Origin of the sequence: Streptomyces sp. NPDC091376 (assembly GCF_044757085.1) — a bacterium.
Taxonomy (GTDB): domain Bacteria; phylum Actinomycetota; class Actinomycetes; order Streptomycetales; family Streptomycetaceae; genus Streptomyces; species Streptomyces pratisoli.
The window spans coordinates 183,011-202,507 of sequence record NZ_JBIVUF010000011.1; the positions used below are offsets into that span (position 1 = coordinate 183,011).

Genomic DNA, 19,497 nt, shown 5'->3' on the forward strand with positions numbered 1-19,497 from the left:
ACCGGTCGCCGCCGCCCCTGCCGAAGGGCGACGGCGACCGTACCTCGTACGCGCCTGACCGATCACGCTTACCCGATCACGCCCAGCCGATCACCAGGCGAAGGCCTCGGGCGACGGCCCGGGACCGGGGAAGATCTCGTCCAGGCCGGCCAGCACGTCCTCGCTCAGCTCCAGCTCCAAGGCGCGCAGCGCGCTCTCCAGCTGCTCGGCGGTGCGCGGTCCGACGATCGGGCCGGTGACCCCGGGCCGGGTCAGCAGCCACGCGAGCGCCGTCTCGCCGGGTTCCAGCCCGTGCTTGTCGAGGAGGTCCTCGTACGCCTGCACCTGCGCGCGCACCGAGCTGCTGGCCAGCGCGTCCGCCGACCGCCCGGCTGCCCGGCGCCCGCCCTCGACCTCCTTCTTGAGCACTCCGCCGAGGAGCCCGCCGTGCAGCGGGGACCAGGGGATCACCCCGAGGCCGTACTCCTGGGCGGCCGGGATGACCTCCATCTCGGCGCGCCGCTCGGCGAGGTTGTACAGGCACTGCTCGCTGACCAGGCCGACGGACCCGCGCCGGGCCGCCACCTCGTTGGCCTGGGCGATCTTGTAGCCGGGGAAGTTCGAGGAGCCCGCGTACAGGACCTTCCCCTGCTGGATCAGCACGTCGACCGCCTGCCAGATCTCCTCGAAGGGGGTGCTGCGGTCGATGTGGTGGAACTGGTAGACGTCGATGTGGTCCGTCTGCAGCCGCTTGAGGCTGGCCTCCACGGCCCGCCGGATGTTCAGCGCCGAGAGCTTGTCGTGGTTGGGCCACGGGTCACCGTCGCCTGCCATGTTCGCGTACACCTTCGTGGCCAGGACGGTCTTGTCCCGGCGTCCGCCGCCCTGGGCGAACCAGGTGCCGATGATCTCCTCGGTGCGGCCCTTGTTCTCACCCCACCCGTAGACATTGGCCGTGTCCACGAAGTTCAGACCCGCGTCGAGGGCGGCATCCATGATCGCGTGGCTTGTGGGTTCGTCAGTCTGCGGACCGAAGTTCATCGTGCCGAGGACGAGTCGGCTGACCTTGAGGCCCGTGCGTCCGAGCTGCGTGTACTTCATGTCTCCCAAGCCAACTGCTTCGAGTCCACTCCAGGCAAGAGCGGCCCGGCCGGCTTCAGTGGTCCGTGCGCACTCCGGCCAGCAGCTGCGCGAGGTCGGGCGGCCACAACGCGTCCGGTGACGCGGCGAGTTCCTCCGGCGTCCACCAGCGCCAGCCCAGGATCCCGTCGTCGGCGTGTGCGGCGGCGAGTCCGTCCAGGGGTTCGCGGCGGGGACCGTAGGACAGGTAGATGTGCTCGTGCTGGTGCACCTGGATGCCGGCGCGGGTGAAGTCGTGCTCCCAGGTGCACAGCAGCTCCCCGGGCTCCAGGTCCGTCCAGCCGGTCTCCTCGCGCAGCTCGCGCAGGGCGCCCTCGCGGGGAGTCTCCCCGGCGTCCAGCCCGCCGCCGGGCATGGCCCAGTGGACGCCCGCCTCCGGGTTGTCGTAACGGAAGAGGAAGACGGCGCCTTCGGGATCGATCACGGCAACTCGGGCCGCCCGCCGGGGAGTACGCATCCCGGCAGGCTAATTCATGCCACCTCGCGCCACTCGTTCATTCCACCTCGGGACGCTCAGTCGTTCCACCCCGAGTCCCTCCGTCATTCCACCTCGGTCCACTCGCCTCTTCCGCCCACGCGGTTGAGCGGCGGGCACTCCCACGTCGCGTCCACCACCTCGCGGTGCGGGCGGTACATGCGCAGAATGACGAACCAGGTGCCGCTGTCCGGCGTGGGCAGCCAGTTCGCTTCGCGGCCCACGTCCGGTGAGGTGGGCTGCAGATGGAGGGTGAGACCGCCGTCGGGGTCCATGGTGAGCCCGGGAGTGCGGTCCCCGACCGAGTAGCGGTCGGCCAGGTTGGGGATCAGGTTCATGCCCTCGTCGTAGACCGACAGCGACCAGAAGGCGTCGACGGGCGGCAGGGCGCCGGGGGCGAAGCGCAGCTCGTAGTGGCCGTCCGACAGCTTGTTCCCGTCCGCGTCGTCGTAGTTGAGCAGGTAGACCGCCTCGTCGGGGTCGTTGGCGGTGATACCCGCCAGCGACTGGTCGGCGGCGCGCCTCAGGAAGTCGTCGCCGAAGCGGCCCATCTCGGCCGGTGGATACCGCCAGCCGTTCACCACCTGCGCCCACTCGCCGCCGAGCATCTGCTGCTCGAGCATCGGGACGCCGACGGCCGCGGCCCGGATGAGGTTCTGCTTGACCACCGCCGGCTGGGCCTCGACATCGAGACCGGGGCCGATGCCGATCTTGGCGAACTGCCTGAGCAGGATCTTGTGGTGGGCGGGCGGTGGGTTCTCCGCCAGCATGGCGTTGAGCGTCTTCCACGGTCCGAGCGGATCCTGCTCGACGTCGACCGGCTCCAGCACGTCACGGCGCGCCGGGAGAACCGCCAGGTCCGTCCTCGTGCCGCCCTTGCCGCGCCTGCCGGCCCTGCCCGCCCCCTCGAAGGAGCTGAGCGGAGTGAGCCGGTAACCGGCCTGGAGTGCCTGCACGTTGGCCACGTCGCCCACACCGTCGACGAGTGTCCTGCCGAGGACCAGGATCCACGGACTCGGCGCGGTCGCCATCCGCCGCACGCCGTCCGGGAGCTTTCCGCCCCACTCCGGGCCGACGATCGCGAAGTGGCCGGCGCCGGATCCCGTGGTGCGCTGACCGATGTAGTCGAAGTTGTCGGAGGTGATGCCCATCAGCTCGAAGGAGAAGTAGCGATCACCCATGTCCGGGTGCGAGAGGACGACCGGCTCGTCGGTCAGGTCCACCCAGGCGGTCGAGTACAGCGTGTCGTTGTTCGGGCAGCCACCGTCCCGGTACGAGGCGTCCAACAGGCGCTGTGCGTGCCAGAAGTGGTTGACCGCGGCGTAGGGCATCGCCGCCGGATCGCGCGGCTGAGTGACCCACTGGTATCGCAGTCGGGCGTTGTAGATGTACGGGAAGCCGTAGACGAACGCCTGCTCGCCCAGGGTGTAGGCGTACTCCCCGCGCCAGTCCCCGACGCGCCCGGTCAGGATCGGCGTCACGGCCTGCCGCACCAGGGGCAGCGCCTGCGGAAGATGCCGGACCCGGTCCATCACCGCCTGTGGATGGCGTACGGCATGCGCCGCGGCCCGTCCCGTCGCCGTCGCGGCCCGGCCGATCGAGGCCGCGGCCCCGGCGACTTCGTCCTGCATCCGCCGCAGCGGACGGTCATGCGCAGTTTCGGACATGACAGCATGTCCCTCCTGCTCGGGAACTGTCGTTCATTCCGTGCGGCCGCGCGCCCCGCCCGTCACCACGATGCCGTGGTGCATCGATCCCTCAGGGGATCCCCACGGCATCGAGGCATTCCGGACGGCCGACTAGGCGTTCGCGTACACCCGGGTCGCGAACTCGGCGATCTGTGCGTCCGTGAGGTTCTTGGCGAGATTGGCCTCCGTGATCATGCCGACCAGCTGGTGCCCCTGCTGTACGTCGATCACCGGCAGGCGCTTGACCTGGTGCTGCTCCATCGTCGACAGAGCGAGGTCGGCGCCCGCGCTCGCGTCGATCCAGTGCAGTTCTCCGGCGAGGGAGCCGGCCTGGACCGTCGCGGGGTCGACGCCTTCGGCGCAGCACTGGACGACGATGTCGCGGTCGGTGATCAGGCCGGTGAGCCTGTTGTTGTCGCCGCAGATCGGCAGAGCGCCGACGTTGAGATCGCGCATCATCTTCGCGGCGTCCTGCAGCGACTGGTGCGCGCCGACGCACTGGACTCCGCTGGTCATGATGTCGCGGGCGGTGAGCTGGGTGTTCCCGGTCATGGTTGCCTTCCGTTACGTCAGGACTTCCGTCGGGAGCTCCGACAGGACCTGCGTCAGGACGCCGGCGGCGGGTTCTGGCCCGGACCGGGCTGGTCTCCGCCGAACTGGTCCTTCAGCTTGTCCTGGGCGGTGTCGACCTGGCCCTTGTACTTGCCCTGGGTCCTGTCGTCGATCATGTCTCCGCCCTTGTCGATGCCCTTCGAGGTCTGGTCCTCGTGGCCCTTCAGCATCTGCTTGAGCTTGTCCATCACGGACATGGGCAGTCCTCCTTGCCGTGTACCCCCGCTCCCTCCAGGGTCACCTCACCTCGCGCGGTTCGCATCCGCGCGGGTGTCACCCGTACGGCGGAACGGCGGGCGGCTCGGTCGCCGGGGGGTATCCGTGGCCGGCAGATCGGTGATCGACAGCCGTGACAGCCCTGACAGCCGTGTCTATGCCGCCGGCTCGTAAGGGCCGCCCAGGTCCCATGCCTGGTGCATCGCGGTGGCGAAGGATGCGGCCAGCTTGTGCTCTCCCGACGGGCCCGGGTGGGTGCCGTCGTAGGTGTCGGAGTGGATGTCGTACGACTCGGGCGTGGACGCCAGCAGTATCGGCGAGACGGGCGAGTCGAGGTCCGCGACCGTCTTGGCGAGGAGTTCGTTGAAGCGGTCGCACTCGGCGGCGAAGGGAGCGTCGGACAGGGCCCGGACATTGGGGATGACGGGCATCAGGACGGCCCGCACACGGGGGTTCGCCTCGCGGGCCGCGGCGATGAACGCGCGGGCGTTCAGAGCGGTCTGGGTGCTGTTGGTGTAGAAGCCGAGGTCTATCAGGCCCAGCGAGACGAGCAGCACGTCCGCCTTCGTCGTGGTCACCGTCTCCCGGATCAGCGGCGCCATGTGCAGCCAGCCCTCGCCCCAGCCCGCCAGGTGCTTGCGGGCACGGTCCGGGAAGGCCGGGTCGGCGTAGACGGTCGAGACGGGGGCGTCGGCGGCGGTGTCGTACAGCTCGGTACGAGGGCCGACGATCCGGTACGGGCCGCCGAAGGAGCGGTTGAGGTGCTGCCACATCCGGTAGCGCCAGGTGAAGTCGCCGGCGCGTCCGATGGTCATGGAGTCACCGACGAACATGAAACGCATGGGGGTAATGATGGCCGACCCCCGCCGGGCGGGGCCCCGGGCGGTGACGTGACGATGGACACTTGGGGGCATGCGTTCGTTGCGTACGACTCGGGCGGCCGTCGTCGCCGCCTCCCTGGTGGTCCTGGCCGCCGCCGCTCCCACCGCATCCGCCGCGTCCGCCGCGTCCGCCGCGTCCGCCGCGTCTGCCGCCGCCGACGACGACGGCGGTTTCACGATCAAGGATCCGCGGATCACGGAGTCCAGTGGTCTCGCGGCGAGCCGTGCCCACCCGGGCGTGTACTGGACCCACAACGACCAGGACTCACCACGCGTCTTCGCGATCGACTCCAAAACGGGCGAGACCGTCGCGACGGTCACGCTCCAGGGCGTCGGCAGGCCCCGCGACATGGAGGCCATCTCGGTCGGGCCCGACGGCGACGTCTACGTGGGCGACATCGGCGACAACGCGAACGGCAGCTGGGACCACGTCTGGATCTACCGCTTCCCCGAGCCGCGGAAGCTGCGGGACGTCACCGTCCACGCCACCCAGTACACGGTGCGGTACGCGGACGGAGCGCGGAACGCCGAGGCGATGATGGTCCATCCGAAGACCGGCCGGGTCTACATCGCCAGCAAGAACGAGGACGGCGGCGGGCTCTACGAGGGCCCGGCCCGGCTGGTGACGGGCGGGACGAACGTCTTCCGCCGGATCGGGGAGGTGCCGTGGGTGACGGACGGCGCCTTCTCGCCCGACGGCAAGGAGCTGGTGCTCCGCTCGTACTTCAGCGCGCGCGGCTACGTGTGGCGCGACGGACGGCTCGGCGCCGACCACCATGTCAGCGCGCCCCTGCAGGGGCAGTCCGAGTCGGTTTCGTACACGACGGACGGCAAGGCCCTGATGTTCGGGACGGAGGGGGACCGCAGCGAGGTCGTACGCCGGGGCGTCGGCGAGGACGACGCGAAGGGGCCGGGCGAGAAGGCGCCGTCCGGTTCCGGTTCCGGGGAGGCGGGTTCCGCCGCGCCGGACGGCGACGGCGGCGGCAAGGGGTTCGCCGTGCCGACGGGAGCCGTGGTCGCCGTGGTGGTCGCGGCACTCGTGCTCCGCTCCCGACGCCGCCGGTCCTAGTACGTTCCCGGCCGGGTTCCCGGCAGGGCTTCCCCAGCCGGTCCTGCCGCGCCTCCCAGCCGGTCCTGCGCGGTCCTGGGGCGGGCCCGGGGGCGGTCCTGAGGCGTGTCCGTCCGGTCGCCGGTCCGTGGAAGGGTGGGCCCGCGAGCGGCGCGGGCCCACCCGGTGGGAGGGACGCCGGCCGCGGGAGTCCGGCCGGCGTCACCCCGGTTCACGGCAGGCGGTCCGGCTACGCCGGGCACTCCTTCCACGCCAGGCGGTAGACGGTGTTGATCTCACCGTCCGTCGAGTCCATCGTGATGAAGCTCGTCTTCGAGGCGCTGGACGTACCCGCCTTGATCCGCAGCTCGGTGTTGATGTTGAAGTTCCGCTTCACCCCGCAGGGCGCCCAGACCAGCTGGCCCCACTCGGTCTCGTCGGTGGCCTGCCAGTTGTTGTCGTACGGCCCGGCGAAGGGGTGGTTCCTGGCGGCGGTGTCGGGCGAGCCCTGGAAGTAGTACGAGGCCTTCTGGATGGCGGTGGCGCCGCGCTCCAGGCTCGCGTACCCGCGGTAGTCCGCGCTGGCGACGGCGTAGGTGAAGCCGCTCGGGACGTGGACGATCAGGTTGAGCTGGCAGTTCTTGCGGAAGTCGGTGGGCGACGCGCCCCCGCCGACCTGGGCGAGGTAGTCGCTGTAGGTGACGGTGAAGGCGGTGTTGTCCGGGGACACGGCGACGGCGGCGGTGCCCTGACGGCAGCCCGAACCGTTCACCGTCGCGACCTCGATGACGATCTTGTCGGGCGGTGCGGTGATGGCGGCGTTCGCGCTGGTGGTGTTGCCGGCGACGAGCGTGGAGGCGAGGACCGCCGTGATGGCGGCGCTCGCGCGTAAGGCGTGGGGCGTTCGGGACATGGTGCGCACTCCGTTCGATGGAGGGAGAGGGAGGTGCTCGGTGGCCTTGCGTGACATGAACCGTGGGGGGTCCAGCCGATCCCATGTCCCGCCCCGGACGGACGACCGCGAGGAAACTGTTGAGGCGTGAACATGCCAACTGCAGCGGATCGCTTGGATCGTAGGGACCAACTCCGGTGCCGGATAGGGCGGTTATTAGCCGTACCTACACGGCAGCTGCACGCCACCTCCACGTAACGGTCACTTCGTGCGCGCGGCCGTACGCCCCTCGGCGCGACCCGGCTGCGGGGCGGCGGCACGCGAAAGGGCCCGGCGGCATACCCCCGCCGGGCCCTTCCACGTACCGTCGTCCGACGTCTGACGTCCGACGTCTACAGCTTCTCGATCACGTGGTCCACGCAGGCCGTCAGCGCCTGCACGTCCGCCGGGTCGATCGCCGGGAACATCGCGATCCGCAGCTGGTTGCGGCCCAGCTTGCGGTACGGCTCGGTGTCCACGATCCCGTTCGCCCGCAGCACCTTCGCGACCGCCGCCGCGTCGATGTCGTCCGAGAAGTCGATCGTGCCGATGACCTGCGAGCGCTGCGCCGGTTCGGCGACGAAGGGCGTCGCGTACTTGGACTCCTCGGCCCAGCCGTACAGGGTGCGCGCGGAGGTCGCGGTGCGGCGGACCGCCCAGTCCAGGCCGCCCTGGCCGTTGAACCACTTCAGCTGCTCGTTGAGGAGGAAGAGGGTCGACAGCGCCGGGGTGTTGTACGTCTGGTTCTTCAGCGAGTTGTCGATCGCGGTCGGCAGGCTGAAGAACTCCGGGACGTGACGGCCGGAGCCGTGGACGCGGGCGGCCCGCTCCAGTGCGGCGGGCGAGAAGACGCCGATCCACAGGCCGCCGTCCGAGGCGAAGGACTTCTGCGGCGCGAAGTAGTAGACGTCGGTCTCGGAGATGTCGACCGGAAGGCCGCCGGCGCCGGACGTGGCGTCGACGAGCACGAGCGCGCCCTCGTCGGCTCCCTCGACCCGCTCGAGGGGGGCCGCCACACCGGTGGAGGTCTCGTTGTGGGTGAGGGCGTAGACGTCGACACCCGCCTCCGCGCGGGGCTCCGGGTGCGTACCCGGGTCGGAGGAGATGACGGTCGGCTCGGACAGCCACGGGGCGAGCTTGGCCGCCTTCGCGAACTTCGACGAGAACTCGCCGAAGGACAGGTGCTGCGACTTGTTCTCGATGAGCCCGTGCGTCGCGATGTCCCAGAACGCGGTCGAGCCGCCGTTGCCGAGGATCACCTCGTAGCCCTCGGGGAGGGAGAACAGCTCGCGCACGCCGTCGCGCACCGCGCCGACCAGGTTCTTGACCGGGGCCTGGCGGTGGGAGGTACCGAGCAGAGACGCACCGGTGGCGGCCAGGGCGTCAAGCGCCTCCGTACGCACCTTGGAGGGTCCGGCGCCGAAACGACCGTCGCCGGGCTTGATGTCAGCGGGAATCTGAATATCGGCCACGAGCCGGAGCCTAGTCGTTTCCGCCAGGTCACCGGGCCCGTTGTCCGGCGGATGAGACAAGCGATCACTGATCGGGACGCCTTTTCCGTGCCGTCCACGCGTCACCCGATCGAGGTGGGGCACGCTGGGCCCATGGCTGATCGCAGGACGGCTGATCGCAAGGAGCGCGAGGCGCTGGAGCGGGCGCTGCGGGCGGAGGTCCGGGGCGAGGTGGACTTCGGGGCCGGGGCTCGCGCCCTGATGACCATGGACGCGTCCAACTACCGGCGGGTGCCCGACGGGGTCGTCGCGCCGAGCGACGCGGCGGACGTGGCGGCGGTGCTCGACGTCTGCCGCAGACGCGGGGTCCCGGTGGTGCCGCGGGGCGCGGGGACGTCGATCGCCGGGCAGGCGACGGGCGTCGGGGTCGTCCTCGACTTCACCCGCCATATGCGGGCCGTGCTCTCCGTGGACCCGGATGCGCGCACGGCGGTCGTCCAGCCGGGCGCGGTGCTGGACCGGTTGCGGGATGCGGCGGGGGCGTACGGGCTGACGTTCGGGCCGGACCCGTCGACGCACAGCCGCTGCACGCTCGGCGGGATGATCGGCAACAACGCGTGCGGCTCGCATTCCGTGGCGTGGGGAACGACCGCGGACAACGTGCGTGAACTGTCGGTGGTGACGTACGACGGCGCTGAACTGCGGCTGGGGCAGGGGTGGTCCGGGGCGCCGGCCGGGCTGAGCGAGCTCGTCGACGGCAACCTGGCGCTGCTGCGCACCGGCTTCCCGCAGGGCCTTCCCCGCCGGATCTCGGGATACGCGCTCGACGCGCTGCTGCCGGAGAACGGGGTGGACCTCGCCCGCGCCTTCTGCGGAGGCGAGGGCACGCTGGCGGTGCTGACGGAGGCGACCGTGCGGCTGGTGGAGTCGCCGCCCGCGCGGGCCCTCGCCGTTCTGGGATACGCGGACGAGAGCGCGGCCGCGGAGGCCGCCGCCGGTCTGCTGGCCCACCGGCCGCTGACGGTCGAGGGCATGGCGGAGGACCTCGTCCCGGACGCCGTGGGCCGGGGACTGCCGCGCGGCGGTGCGTGGTTGTTCGTCGAGACGGGCGGGGCGACGGGCGCCGAGGCCCGGGCGCGGGCGGAGGAGATCGTCACCGGCGCGGACGCGCTCGACGGGACCGTGGTCACCGACCCGGCCGGGCAGCGGGCGCTGTGGCGGATCCGGGAGGACGCGGCCGGTACCGCGACCAGGATGCCGGACGGTGAGGGTACTCCACCCGGCCACGCCGGGGGCACCCCCACCCGGGCCGAAGGCTCCGGGGGAGAGGCCTGGCCGGGCTGGGAGGACTGCGCGGTGCCCCCGGCGCGCCTCGGCGCGTATCTGCGGGACTTCCGGGCGTTGCTCGCCGAGCACGGGCTGCGCGGGACGCCGTACGGGCACTTCGGCGACGGCTGCATCCATGTCCGTATCGACTTCGACCTGCTGAGCGAGGCGGGCGTACGGCGCTTCCGTTCCTTCTCGGAGGAGGTCGCCGGGCTGGTCGTCGCGCACGGCGGCTCGCTGTCGGGCGAGCACGGGGACGGGCTGGCGCGGGCGGAGCTGCTGCCGAGGATGTACGGGGACGAACTGGTCGGCCTCTTCGCCCGGTTCAAGGACCTCTGGGACCCGGCGGGTGGGCTGAACCCGGGAGTACTGGCCCGCCCGGCGCGGCTCGACGAGGACCTGCGCTTCGAGGTGCTGCCGAGGCGGCCGGTGGACGTCTCCTTCGGGTACCCGCACGACGGCGGGGACTTCTCGGCGGCCGTGCGTCGGTGCGTCGGTGTCGCCAAGTGCCGGGTGGAGGGCCCGAGTTCCGGGCCGGGCGTGATGTGTCCGTCGTTCCGCGCGACCGGCGAGGAACAGCACTCGACGCGCGGCCGTGCCCGGCTGCTGCACGAGATGCTCGCGGGCGAGGTGGTGACCGGCGGCTGGCGCTCGGAGGAGGTCCTGGGCGCACTCGACCTGTGCCTGTCCTGCAAGGGCTGTCGCAGCGACTGCCCGGTCGGCGTCGACATGGCCACGTACAAGGCGGAGTTCCTGCACCATCACTACGCGGGTCGCGTGCGGCCGGCGTCCCACTACGCGATGGGCAGGCTGCCGCAGTGGCTGCGTCTCGCCGCGCCGTTCGCCGGGGTGCTGAACGCGGCCGCCCGGGTCCGCCCGTTGGCCTGGCTCGCGAAGCGCGCCGCGGGCATCGCCCCCGAGCGGGACGTCCCGCGGATCGCGCCGGTCACGTTGCGGCGCCGGCTGCGGGGGCACATGGCCGCCCGTACAGAGGTCTTCACGAAGGACCGTACGGCCGTGCTGTGGCCCGACACCTTCACCGACCACCTCACGCCCGAGGCCGGGGCGGCGGCGGTGACGGTCATGGAGGCGGCGGGGATGAGCATCGCGCTGCCGCAGGGCCGGGTCTGCTGCGGCCTCACGTATGTCTCGACGGGCCAGCTCGACCGGGCCCGCGCGGTGCTGCGCCGCACCCTGGACACGATGGAGCCGCTGCTGGACCTGGGCGTTCCCGTGATCGTCCTGGAACCCAGCTGTGCGGCGGCCCTGAAGTCGGACCTTCCCGAGCTCCTCGGCGACGACCCGCGTGCGGCCCGCCTGTCGGCGTCGGTCCGCACCTTCGCCCAGGGCCTCGAACAGTGCGCCCCGGACTGGCGCCCGCCCCGGCTGGACCGCCACGTCGCCGGCCAGACCCACTGCCACCAGCACGCGGTGCTGGGCGATGCCGCGGAAGCCCGCCTGCGCGAAAGCGCCGGCCTGACGGGCACCCTGAGCGGCGGCTGCTGCGGCCTGGCGGGCAACTTCGGCTTCGAACGCGGCCACTACGAGGTGTCGGTGGCCTGCGCGGAGGACCAACTGCTCCCGTCGGTACGGGCGGCGGGCGACGACGCCGTACTGCTGGCGGACGGCTACTCCTGCCGCACGCAACTGGAACAGCTGACGGGCCGCCGGGGGCGGCACCTGGCGGAGGTCCTGGCGGAGGGGCTGGGGGAGGCGACGGGGAGCCATGGGCCGGGTGACTGAGAACCGGGCCGGAGCGGGGCCCAGGCTGCCGCCGGCGAGCGCACCCTTCCGAACCCGGTGAGGCCGTGGACCTAAGCTGCCGTTCATGACACGACCCTCTGTCGAACTGGTCATCTTCGACTGCGACGGTGTGCTCGTCGACAGCGAGCGGATATGCGTCAAGGTGGACGCGGCGATCCTGACGGAGCTCGGGTGCTCGTTCTCCCGGGCCGAGATCGTCGAACTCTTCGTGGGCTCGTCCACCGAGGTCTACACGGCCGCCGTCGAGGAGCGGCTCGGGCGACGCCTGGACAAGGACTGGCAGCGGGAGTACGAGCACCTGTACCGGGAGGCGCTCACCGCTGAACTGACGGCCGTCGACGGGATCGCCGAGACTCTGGACCGTCTGACAGTGCCATTCTGCGTGGCCTCGAACGGCGAGCACGAAAGCATCCGGCACAGTCTGAAGCTCACCGCGTTGAACGAGCGTTTCGAGGGCCGTGTCTTCAGCGCCGCTGACGTGCGCAACGGAAAACCCGCACCCGATCTCTTCCTGCACGCCGCCCGTTCCATGGGCGTGGACCCGGCCCGGTGCGCGGTCGTCGAAGACAGCCGCTACGGTGTCCAGGCCGCGCGCGCCGCGGGAATGCGCTCCTTCGGCTACTGCGGCCGCCTGACCCCGGCGTCCCGGCTGGAAGGGCCTGGCACGGTCGTGTTCGACGACATGCGCGAACTGCCGAAGCTGCTGGAGGCAGCGGGTCGGTCGTGAGGTGCCGCGATCTTGAACTCCAGCCAGACGGTCTTGCCGACGACATGCTCCGTGACGCCGAAGTCATCGGCCAGTTCGGCGACGATGCGCAGGCCGCGCCCGGTGCAGGCGTCCTCCCTGGGAGATTGCACTTCGGGTCGGCCGTCACCGCTGTCGCGTACGTGCACGCGTAACAGAGCACCATCGACCGCGATTCGGACGCAGAACTCCCGCCCGGGTGGGACCCCGTGCAGCAGCGCGTTGGTGGCGAGTTCGGACACGCAGAGCCGTACGTCGTCGTGCCGGTCCGTGATGCCCATTGTGCGAGTACGTCGAGGGCGAAGGATCGGGCCGCACCGACGGATCGAGCGGACCTCGGGAATCGCCGTTGCTGTGAGAGGGACACAGGGAACCACCGCCTTGTGCGAGCAGGGTTGTACGATCGCGAGGACCGTACTGCTATTCACGAAAAGCAGCAAGGTGGGGCCAGGGGTGGCACTTAGAGTGAGTCGCCTGCGGTACGCAGTAATGCACAGTCCGAAGTTCGTCAGCCGGTTTGGAGGACTCATGAGCAGCAGCGACTGGGTCAGCACCTCGCTGCCCTATCTCGCGCCGCGCCTGCAGGGTCGGGGCGATGCGTGGGGTGACGAGGCCGCGACTCAGGGGCGACAGGGGACCCAGCGCATCGTCCATGCCGGGGAAGTGCCCGCCCCGTCCGTGGTCGCCGAACTCTTCGGAACGGCTGACGGGGCGCCTGTGATCGTGCGTCGGCGCATCATCGAACTGGATGGTGAACCTTGCGAGTTGACGGACACGTACTACCCGACTGAGATCGCCGGCGGCACCCGGCTGGCGGGGACGGCCAAGATCCGTGGCGGGGCGGTCACGCTGCTCGCCGAACTCGGCTATGTCGGTGTCCGCGTACGTGAGGACGTGACGGCTCGGCTCCCCCGGGCCGAGGAGTGCGAAACGCTTGGCCTCCCCTCGGACGCGCCTGTGCTGCAACTGACCCGGCTCACGCTCGACAGGGATGACCGACCGATTCAGGCCGATCTGATGACCATGCCCGCCCATCGTCAGCGCCTGCGCTACGAGATCAGGATCGGATGACCGTGCCTCGAACCGACGCCGACGCGTTCGACCGACGCCCACTGCACGAGCGGATCGCCGCCGACCTGCGGGACGAGATCATGGGCGGCGACCTGGCACCGGGCGCCAGCCTCCCTTCGACCTCCCAGCTCAAGGTGCGATTCGACGCGTCCAGCGCATCCGTTCAGAAGGCACTCCAGCTCCTCAAGGACGAGGGGCTGGTCGTGGGGCGTGCCGGAGCGGCCGTAACCGTACGCGAGCACAGGCAACGGACCCTGCGTCCGGCCGCGTACATGGCTCCCGCCCGTGCCGGGGACCCGTACCGCTGGCTTGCCGAGGCGGAGCAGGGCGGGGTGCGGGCGCGCAGCACGCTTCTCGAAGTCGTCACGATCGTGCCGCCGGCGGATGTGAGGGCGGCCCTCGGGATCGAGGAGGGGGCGGCGGCAGTGCTGCGCCGTCAACTGCTGACGCTCGACGACGAACCCGCGGAACTCGTTGCTTCGTACTACCCGCTGGGTATCGCGCAGGGCACGCCCCTTACGGACCGACGCAGGATTCAGGGCGGAAGTCCCGTACTCCTTGCCGAACTCGGCTTCCCGCCGCGACTGAGTGTCGACCATGTCTCTGCGCGAGTCCCCACGCAGGAACAGTGTGCGGTCCTCGTCCTGCCCGGAAACCTTCCCGTACTTCGCACGCTGCGCGTCGTGTACAGCGACGGTGAACGCCCCATCGAAGCGACGGTCATGGTCAAGGCGGGTCATCTCTACGAACTGCGCTACGAGTTCACGCCCGGCTGACGGACGTAATCGCGCCTGCTGGACTGCTGGCGCTGCGGGCGTTTCGTCGGGGCCGTACGTATCGTTGTACCGCGCGGCTGCGTGCGACGACCGGCAGCCGGGGAGGAGCGCCACGATGACCGTCGTAGCGACCGACAGGATCGACATGGCCATGGCTGACAGCGACAACGAGCGCATCCTGGACGCGATGTTCGAGGCGCTCGAGCGGATGCCCGTCCCCGAGGGATACAGGGTCGAGATCGTCGAGGGGACCGTCTACATGTCGCCGCAGCGGGACTCGCAGTGGGAGATCATCCGCCGCATCGTCCGGGCCCTGGAGGACAGGTTCGGCATGAGTGCGAAGGTCACATCGGACGTACGGATCGACTTCCCCGGCCAACTGAACGGCTCTGCCCGGACGTGGCGAAGTTTCACGACGGCGCGGTGAGGAACGGCGAGGGCCGCTGGGGCCACCAGGACGTCGAGTTCATCGCGGAGGTGATCTCGAAGGGCACCGCCGCGAACGACTACGGGCCCAAGAAGACCGCCTATGTCACCGCCGAGTTGCCGGTCTACCTGGTCGCGGACCCGTACGTCGGCAAGTGCCATGTCAATACCCAGCCCAAGGACGGCGACTAGGTCATCGAGACGACCGTGGCCTTCGGCGGGTCGGTCGACCTCACCACCACACTCCTCGACCTCACCCTCGACACCGCCGACTTCCCCCGCGACTGAGGGAGTGGGGGCCGCTCCGGTCGGCGGCCCCCACTGTCTCCGGACCTGTGTCCGGGGCCGTTCGGAGCGGTCAGGCCCGTCGGCGGGTCGGCAGGGCCGCCGCCACGAGGCTGCCGAGCAGGGCGAGCACGCCGAGGCACGCCACGCCCAGTACCGCCAGGTGGAAGACCACCATCCAGGACTCGGGACGGCCGTAGGCCCGGTCGCCGAGCGCCTTCGCCTCGCCGGCGAAGGTGAGGTCACCGTCCGCGGACCGCTTGATGTCGTCCTCGAACGCGTACAGCGTGCCGGTCTGCGACTGCCCGCCGGCCGTCCACTTCACGCCCTCGCACTTGCCGGTGCCCTTGCCGCCTCCGATGGTCTCGATGCTGCAGGAACTGGCCAGGTCGACGGTGGCCGGCGTGCCGAACGTGTAGGCGGCGCCCCAGCCCGTCGGCTTCTGCGAGCCGCTCCCGACGAAGAAGAAGAGCCCGAGCCCCACGGCGATGATGAACAGGCTGATGCCGGATCTCTGCTTCAGCTTCTCCCAGCGTCCTTGCATGACAACCCCCCACATAGTTGTGTTCACGTCAAATCGTGGGACGTTCGGGCACAGGAGTGGCCGAATCTCGTCCCTGGTGTCGCGCGTTTGTACCGCAGACGCCGGGTGTCCGACAAGCGGTTCCCGGGGCGCTGTTCGAGGTCGTAGCGCCGTACCGACGGCCGCGGCTGACAAGCCGTCGGAACAGCGGCCGGCGGCGCGATATCGACGGCGGGCTCAGTCGCCGTCGAAGAGGCGCTCCAGGACGCGGGCCACGCCGTCGTCCTCGTTGGAGGTCGTGTGGTGGGGGACGGTCGACAGGACGGACGGATGGGCGTTGCCCATGGCGTAGGCGGTGCCGGCCCACTGCAGGATGGTCAGGTCGTTGGGCATGTCGCCGAAGGCGACGACCTCTTGGGCCGTGATGCCGCGCTCGGCACACAGGGCGGAGAGCGTGGCGGCCTTGGTGACGCCCGGTGCGCTGATCTCCAGCAGGCCGCGGCCGCCGGAGTGGGTGAACTGCGCCGCTCCGCCGACGGAGTTCACCGCGAGGGCGAGCAGCATGTCCGCCTCGAACCGGACCGAGTGGGCGAGCAGCTGCACGATGGGCACGTCCGAGAGCCACAGGTCCGTCAGAGACGCCACGGCCAGCTCGGAGCGGGCGTTGCCGGACAGGAGCAGGCGGTAGGACGGCTCGTACAGGAACGTGTGGCCCGTCTCGACGGCGAATCCCAGGCCCGGGGCGGCGGCCGACAGCGCGGTGGCCACCTCGCGGGCGGTGGACAGCGGCAGGGCGAGGGACCTCGTGACGGTGCGTGCCGCGATGTCGTACACCAGCGCGCCGTTGCTGCACACCGCGGTCCCGGTCAGGCCGGTCGCGGCGGCGAGCACATCGAGGAACCGCGGTGGACGGGCGGTGACCACGACGACTTCCGCGCCGGCGTCGACGGCGGTCCGCAGGGCGCGCACGGTGCGGGCCGAGAGGGTGCCGTCCCTGCGCAGGAGGGTGCCGTCGAGGTCGGTGGCGATGAGCCGGGGGCGCTGCATCGGCACATGTTAGGTCCCGGGTCCGACGGTTCCAGGAGTGCGGCTCGGGCCGCGCCCGCCGGCTCAGCCCCTGCCGCTGAGTTCGCGCGCGAGCGCTGCCAGCGCGCCGAGCGCCGGGTGGGGAGCCGTCGCGCGCCAGGCGAGGACGACCGGGACGGGCGGGGCGTCGGTCAGGAGGCGGTAGGTGACGCCCGGGTGGGGGTGCATCTGGGCCGTGGAGGCCGCCGACGCCCCCGCGCCGCGGCCGGCGGCGATCGCCGTGAGCCAGTCGTCGGTGTTGCCGACGGTGAGTGTCGTCGCCGGGCGCGATCCCGGCGGCCAGAGGTCGAGCGTCGTCAGGCCCGAGACGGTGTTGAGGACGATCGGGCCCGAGGCCAGGTCGTCGAGGGTCAGGGCGGCGCGGTCCGCCAGCGGGCCGTCGGAGGTGACCGCCGCGACGCGGGGTTCCGTGAACAGGAGGGCGGTCACCAGGCCCGGAGTGTCGACCGTGCCGCGCAGTACGGCGGCGTCGACCTCGCCGCGGGCCAGGCCCGCCGTGCGGTCGTCGATGCGGAGGAGCTCCAGCGGAGTGTCCGGATGCTCTTCCTGCCAGCGGCGGAGCAGGGGCGTGGTGTACGCGCCGAAGGCGGACCAGGCGTGCCCGAGCCGCAGGGGCCCGTGGTGCAGGCGGGCGGGGTCGAGGGCGTCGTCGAAGGCGGCGACGGCCGCCGCGGCCCGGTCACGGAAGGCCCGGCCCTCGGGGGTGAGGTCCAGGTGGTGGGTGGAGCGGTCGGCGAGACGCACGCCGAGGTGGCGTTCCAGCGCGGCGAGCGAGCGGGAGACGGCGGGCTGGGTGAGGTGCAGCGCGGCGGCGGCCCTGGTCAGGCTCCGTTCCTCCGCGATGGCGAGGAAGCAGCGGAGGTGACGCAGCTCGATGCTCATGCGTTCGAAGCATAACCGCAGCCCACTAGGCATTTCACGGACGGCGCGGCCTTCCGTAGCGTGGAAGGTGGAAGCAAGTGGACCGATGAACTCCAGTGCAGTATCTTGAACTGAAAGTTCAGTCGGGTGAACGAAGGTGGAGCGGTGAGCGGGACCCGTGGCGCGAACGCGAGCGCGAGCGCTGGCGTGGGTGCGGACGTCGGTGAGGGAGTGGGCGCGGGCGCGGAGCAGGCGGCCGCCTCCGCCGTCGTCCTGCCCGAAGCGGCAGGCGCCCTGGACCGCGGCGCCGGTCGTGGGCGCGGCGCGCTCGGGCCCGTCGCGCTGGTCGTCGCCGGCGGCCTCTCCGTACAGTTCGGCGCCGCCGTCGCCGTGCTGCTGATGCCCCGCGCGGGAGCGCTCGGCGTCGTCACCCTGCGGCTCGTGCTCGCCGCCGTCGTGCTCCTGGTGATCTGCCGGCCCCGGCTCCGTGGCCACTCCCGCGCCGACTGGGGCACCGTCGTCGCGTTCGGCGCCGCCATGGCCGGAATGAACATGCTCTTCTACCAGGCCGCCGACCGAATCCCGCTCGGCGCCGCCGTCACCCTCGAAGTGCTCGGCCCGCTCGCGCTCTCCGTGATCGTGTCGCGACGGCTGATCAACGTGGTCTGGGCGTGCCTCGCCCTCGGCGGTGTCGTCCTGCTCAGCGGCGGCAGCTTCGACCGGCTCGACCCGGTCGGCGCCGCGTTCGCCCTCGGCGCGGGTGCGATGTGGGCCACGTACATCGTCTTCAGCGCCCGTACCGGCCGCCGCTTCCCGCAGGCCGACGGCCTCGCCCTCGCCATGGTGGTGGGAGCGGTGATCAGCCTGCCGTTCGGCATCGTCGAGGCGGGCGACAAGCTGCTCGTCCCGTCCACGATCGGGCTCGGCCTCGCGGTCGCGCTCATGTCGTCCGTGCTGCCGTACACGCTGGAGCTGCTGGCCCTGCGCCGGCTGCCCGCCTCCACCTTCGCCGTGCTGATGAGCCTGGAGCCCGCGATCGCCGCGACGGCCGGATTCCTCGTGCTGCACCAGGCGCTCTCCGCGGCCGACGCGCTGGCGATCGCGCTGGTCGTGGCGGCGAGCATGGGTGCGGTACGGACTCAGGTGGGCCGCGCCCGGGGGAAGTGACCTCGCCGAGCGCCTCGGCTATAGGTGGTGGGACCTCGCGACAGGGGACGGCCAGGACCTCAATGGACGGAGAACCCGCCGTCGACGAAGATCGACTGACCGGTGACGTAGGCGGAGGCGCGGCCGGCGAGGAAGACCGCCGCGCCCGCGAAGTCCTCGGCCAGTCCGTTCCGGCCGACCAGCGTGCGCGAGGCCAGCGCCGCGACCTTCTCCGCGTCGGACGACAGCCGCGCGTTGAGCGGCGTCATCACGAACCCCGGTACGAGCGTGTTGCAGGTGACGCCATGGGGCGACCACGCCTCGGCCTGTGAACGGGCCAGTGACTCCAGCGCTCCCTTGGAGACCCCGTAGGCGCCGCTCTGGACGAACGCCCGATGCGCCTGCTGGGAGGTGATGTGGATGATCCGCCCGAAGCCGCGATCGGCCATACCGGGCCCGAACCGCTGGCCCAGCAGATAGGGCGCCTCCAGGTTCACCGCCATCGTGGTGTCCCACACCTCTTCGCCCAACTCGCCCATCGGCGGCCGCAGATTGACCCCGGCGCAGTTGACGAGGATGTCGGGCTCCCCGAACACCCCGGCCGCCTCCTCGGCCGCCGCACGCACGCCGTCGCGGGTGCTCAGGTCGCCGCTCACCCAGGCCGCCCGGCAGCCCTCGGCTGTCAGCTCGCCCACCGTGGCGGCCAGTTGCGCCTCCTCGCGCGCCACGATCACGACACTCGCCCCGGCCCGGGCGAGGGCCCCGGAGATGGCCCGGCCGATGCCGGAACTGCCGCCGGTCACCACGGCGACCCGGCCGTCCAGCGAGAACAGCTCGGAGAGGTATGCCTGCGGTGTCATGTCCGCACCCTAGACGTCGCACCTCGGCGTCGGCCGCCCGGACCCCGCAGGCAGCCCGCCCGGACCCCGGAGGCAGCCCGCCCGGAACCCGGAGGCAGCCCGGCTGAAACTCGGACGCAGTCCGGCTGGAACCCGGAGGTGGCCGCCCGGCCACTTCGGCAGCCCAGCCGGACCCCGGAGGCAGCCCGGCTGGAACTCGGAGGTGGC

General features: G+C 71.2%; 18 protein-coding genes and 2 pseudogenes. 7 read left to right on the forward strand and 13 right to left on the reverse strand.

The features are described 5' to 3' along the window. Positions 1–90 precede the first annotated feature (90 nt). The 6 genes from ACIQMR_RS24025 to ACIQMR_RS24050 form a co-directional block, all read right to left on the reverse strand. On the reverse strand, positions 91–1,080 hold the full coding sequence (locus ACIQMR_RS24025) for an aldo/keto reductase (protein ID WP_401390745.1): 990 nt from the start codon (positions 1,078–1,080) through the stop codon (positions 91–93). A gap of 55 nt (positions 1,081–1,135) precedes the next feature. Further along, on the reverse strand, positions 1,136–1,576 hold the full coding sequence (locus ACIQMR_RS24030) for an NUDIX hydrolase (RefSeq protein ID WP_401390747.1): 441 nt from the start codon (positions 1,574–1,576) through the stop codon (positions 1,136–1,138). 83 nt (positions 1,577–1,659) lie between these two features. After that, positions 1,660–3,261, reverse strand: a complete 1,602-nt coding sequence (locus ACIQMR_RS24035; RefSeq protein WP_401390750.1) for a DUF1254 domain-containing protein — start codon at positions 3,259–3,261, stop codon at positions 1,660–1,662. Positions 3,262–3,393: 132 nt separating this feature from the next. Continuing rightward, positions 3,394–3,834, reverse strand: coding sequence for a CBS domain-containing protein (locus ACIQMR_RS24040; RefSeq protein ID WP_266379348.1), 441 nt, complete (start codon positions 3,832–3,834; stop codon positions 3,394–3,396). A 53-nt stretch (positions 3,835–3,887) separates the two neighbouring features. Further along, positions 3,888–4,091, reverse strand: a complete 204-nt coding sequence (locus tag ACIQMR_RS24045) for an antitoxin (RefSeq protein ID WP_401390753.1) — start codon at positions 4,089–4,091, stop codon at positions 3,888–3,890. A 174-nt stretch (positions 4,092–4,265) separates the two neighbouring features. Continuing rightward, entirely contained in the window at positions 4,266–4,952 is a 687-nt protein-coding gene (locus ACIQMR_RS24050) for a GDSL-type esterase/lipase family protein (RefSeq protein WP_266379344.1), read from the reverse strand. A gap of 70 nt (positions 4,953–5,022) precedes the next feature. Between ACIQMR_RS24050 and ACIQMR_RS24055 the strand changes: the two genes are divergently transcribed. Next, positions 5,023–6,060 (forward strand): WD40 repeat domain-containing protein, encoded by a 1,038-nt coding sequence (locus ACIQMR_RS24055; RefSeq protein WP_401390757.1) that lies wholly within the window; start codon positions 5,023–5,025, stop codon positions 6,058–6,060. A gap of 229 nt (positions 6,061–6,289) precedes the next feature. Here ACIQMR_RS24055 and ACIQMR_RS24060 read toward each other — a convergent pair whose 3' ends face one another. Together ACIQMR_RS24060 and serC are read right to left on the reverse strand one after the other, a co-directional pair. Beyond that, on the reverse strand, positions 6,290–6,952 hold the full coding sequence (locus tag ACIQMR_RS24060) for a DUF4360 domain-containing protein (RefSeq protein WP_401390760.1): 663 nt from the start codon (positions 6,950–6,952) through the stop codon (positions 6,290–6,292). 371 nt (positions 6,953–7,323) lie between these two features. Beyond that, positions 7,324–8,442 carry a phosphoserine transaminase gene (gene serC, locus ACIQMR_RS24065; RefSeq protein ID WP_401390763.1) on the reverse strand — a complete coding sequence of 373 codons (1,119 nt, stop codon included), beginning with the start codon at positions 8,440–8,442 and terminating at the stop codon, positions 7,324–7,326. A 132-nt stretch (positions 8,443–8,574) separates the two neighbouring features. On the opposite strand from serC, the gene ACIQMR_RS24070 reads away from it, so the two are divergent. Together ACIQMR_RS24070 and ACIQMR_RS24075 are read left to right on the forward strand one after the other, a co-directional pair. After that, positions 8,575–11,490, forward strand: a complete 2,916-nt coding sequence (locus ACIQMR_RS24070; RefSeq protein ID WP_401390766.1) for an FAD-binding and (Fe-S)-binding domain-containing protein — start codon at positions 8,575–8,577, stop codon at positions 11,488–11,490. Between the two features lie 85 nt (positions 11,491–11,575). Then, positions 11,576–12,238 carry an HAD family hydrolase gene (locus ACIQMR_RS24075; protein WP_401390769.1) on the forward strand — a complete coding sequence of 221 codons (663 nt, stop codon included), beginning with the start codon at positions 11,576–11,578 and terminating at the stop codon, positions 12,236–12,238. An 11-nt stretch (positions 12,239–12,249) separates the two neighbouring features. Here the strand turns inward: ACIQMR_RS24075 and ACIQMR_RS24080 are convergent. Continuing rightward, positions 12,250–12,623, reverse strand: a pseudogene (locus tag ACIQMR_RS24080) (ATP-binding protein); the annotation flags it as partial. A 161-nt stretch (positions 12,624–12,784) separates the two neighbouring features. On the opposite strand from ACIQMR_RS24080, the gene ACIQMR_RS24085 reads away from it, so the two are divergent. The 3 genes and pseudogenes from ACIQMR_RS24085 to ACIQMR_RS24095 all read left to right on the forward strand — a co-directional run bounded on the left by ACIQMR_RS24085 (position 12,785) and on the right by ACIQMR_RS24095 (position 14,817). Further along, complete coding sequence (locus ACIQMR_RS24085; RefSeq protein WP_401390772.1) at positions 12,785–13,327, forward strand: GntR family transcriptional regulator; 543 nt, start codon at positions 12,785–12,787, stop codon at positions 13,325–13,327. Continuing rightward, entirely contained in the window at positions 13,324–14,103 is a 780-nt protein-coding gene (locus ACIQMR_RS24090) for a GntR family transcriptional regulator (protein ID WP_401390775.1), read from the forward strand. Before ACIQMR_RS24085 ends, ACIQMR_RS24090 begins: the two co-directional genes overlap by 4 nt. A gap of 115 nt (positions 14,104–14,218) precedes the next feature. Further along, a pseudogene (locus tag ACIQMR_RS24095) lies at positions 14,219–14,817 on the forward strand (Uma2 family endonuclease). Positions 14,818–14,887: 70 nt separating this feature from the next. Here ACIQMR_RS24095 and ACIQMR_RS24100 read toward each other — a convergent pair. The 3 genes from ACIQMR_RS24100 to ACIQMR_RS24110 form a co-directional block, all read right to left on the reverse strand. Then, positions 14,888–15,358: a hypothetical protein gene (locus ACIQMR_RS24100; protein ID WP_401390778.1), complete on the reverse strand. Its 471-nt coding sequence runs from the start codon at positions 15,356–15,358 to the stop codon at positions 14,888–14,890. A 216-nt stretch (positions 15,359–15,574) separates the two neighbouring features. Further along, positions 15,575–16,384, reverse strand: coding sequence for an HAD family hydrolase (locus tag ACIQMR_RS24105; RefSeq protein ID WP_401390781.1), 810 nt, complete (start codon positions 16,382–16,384; stop codon positions 15,575–15,577). 63 nt (positions 16,385–16,447) lie between these two features. Next, positions 16,448–17,305 (reverse strand): LysR family transcriptional regulator, encoded by an 858-nt coding sequence (locus tag ACIQMR_RS24110; protein WP_401390784.1) that lies wholly within the window; start codon positions 17,303–17,305, stop codon positions 16,448–16,450. Between the two features lie 186 nt (positions 17,306–17,491). On the opposite strand from ACIQMR_RS24110, the gene ACIQMR_RS24115 reads away from it, so the two are divergent. Next, positions 17,492–18,451 carry an EamA family transporter gene (locus tag ACIQMR_RS24115; protein WP_401391042.1) on the forward strand — a complete coding sequence of 320 codons (960 nt, stop codon included), beginning with the start codon at positions 17,492–17,494 and terminating at the stop codon, positions 18,449–18,451. A gap of 59 nt (positions 18,452–18,510) precedes the next feature. Here the strand turns inward: ACIQMR_RS24115 and ACIQMR_RS24120 are convergent, their stop codons facing one another. Continuing rightward, on the reverse strand, positions 18,511–19,290 hold the full coding sequence (locus tag ACIQMR_RS24120; RefSeq protein WP_401390787.1) for an SDR family NAD(P)-dependent oxidoreductase: 780 nt from the start codon (positions 19,288–19,290) through the stop codon (positions 18,511–18,513). Positions 19,291–19,497 lie beyond the last annotated feature (207 nt).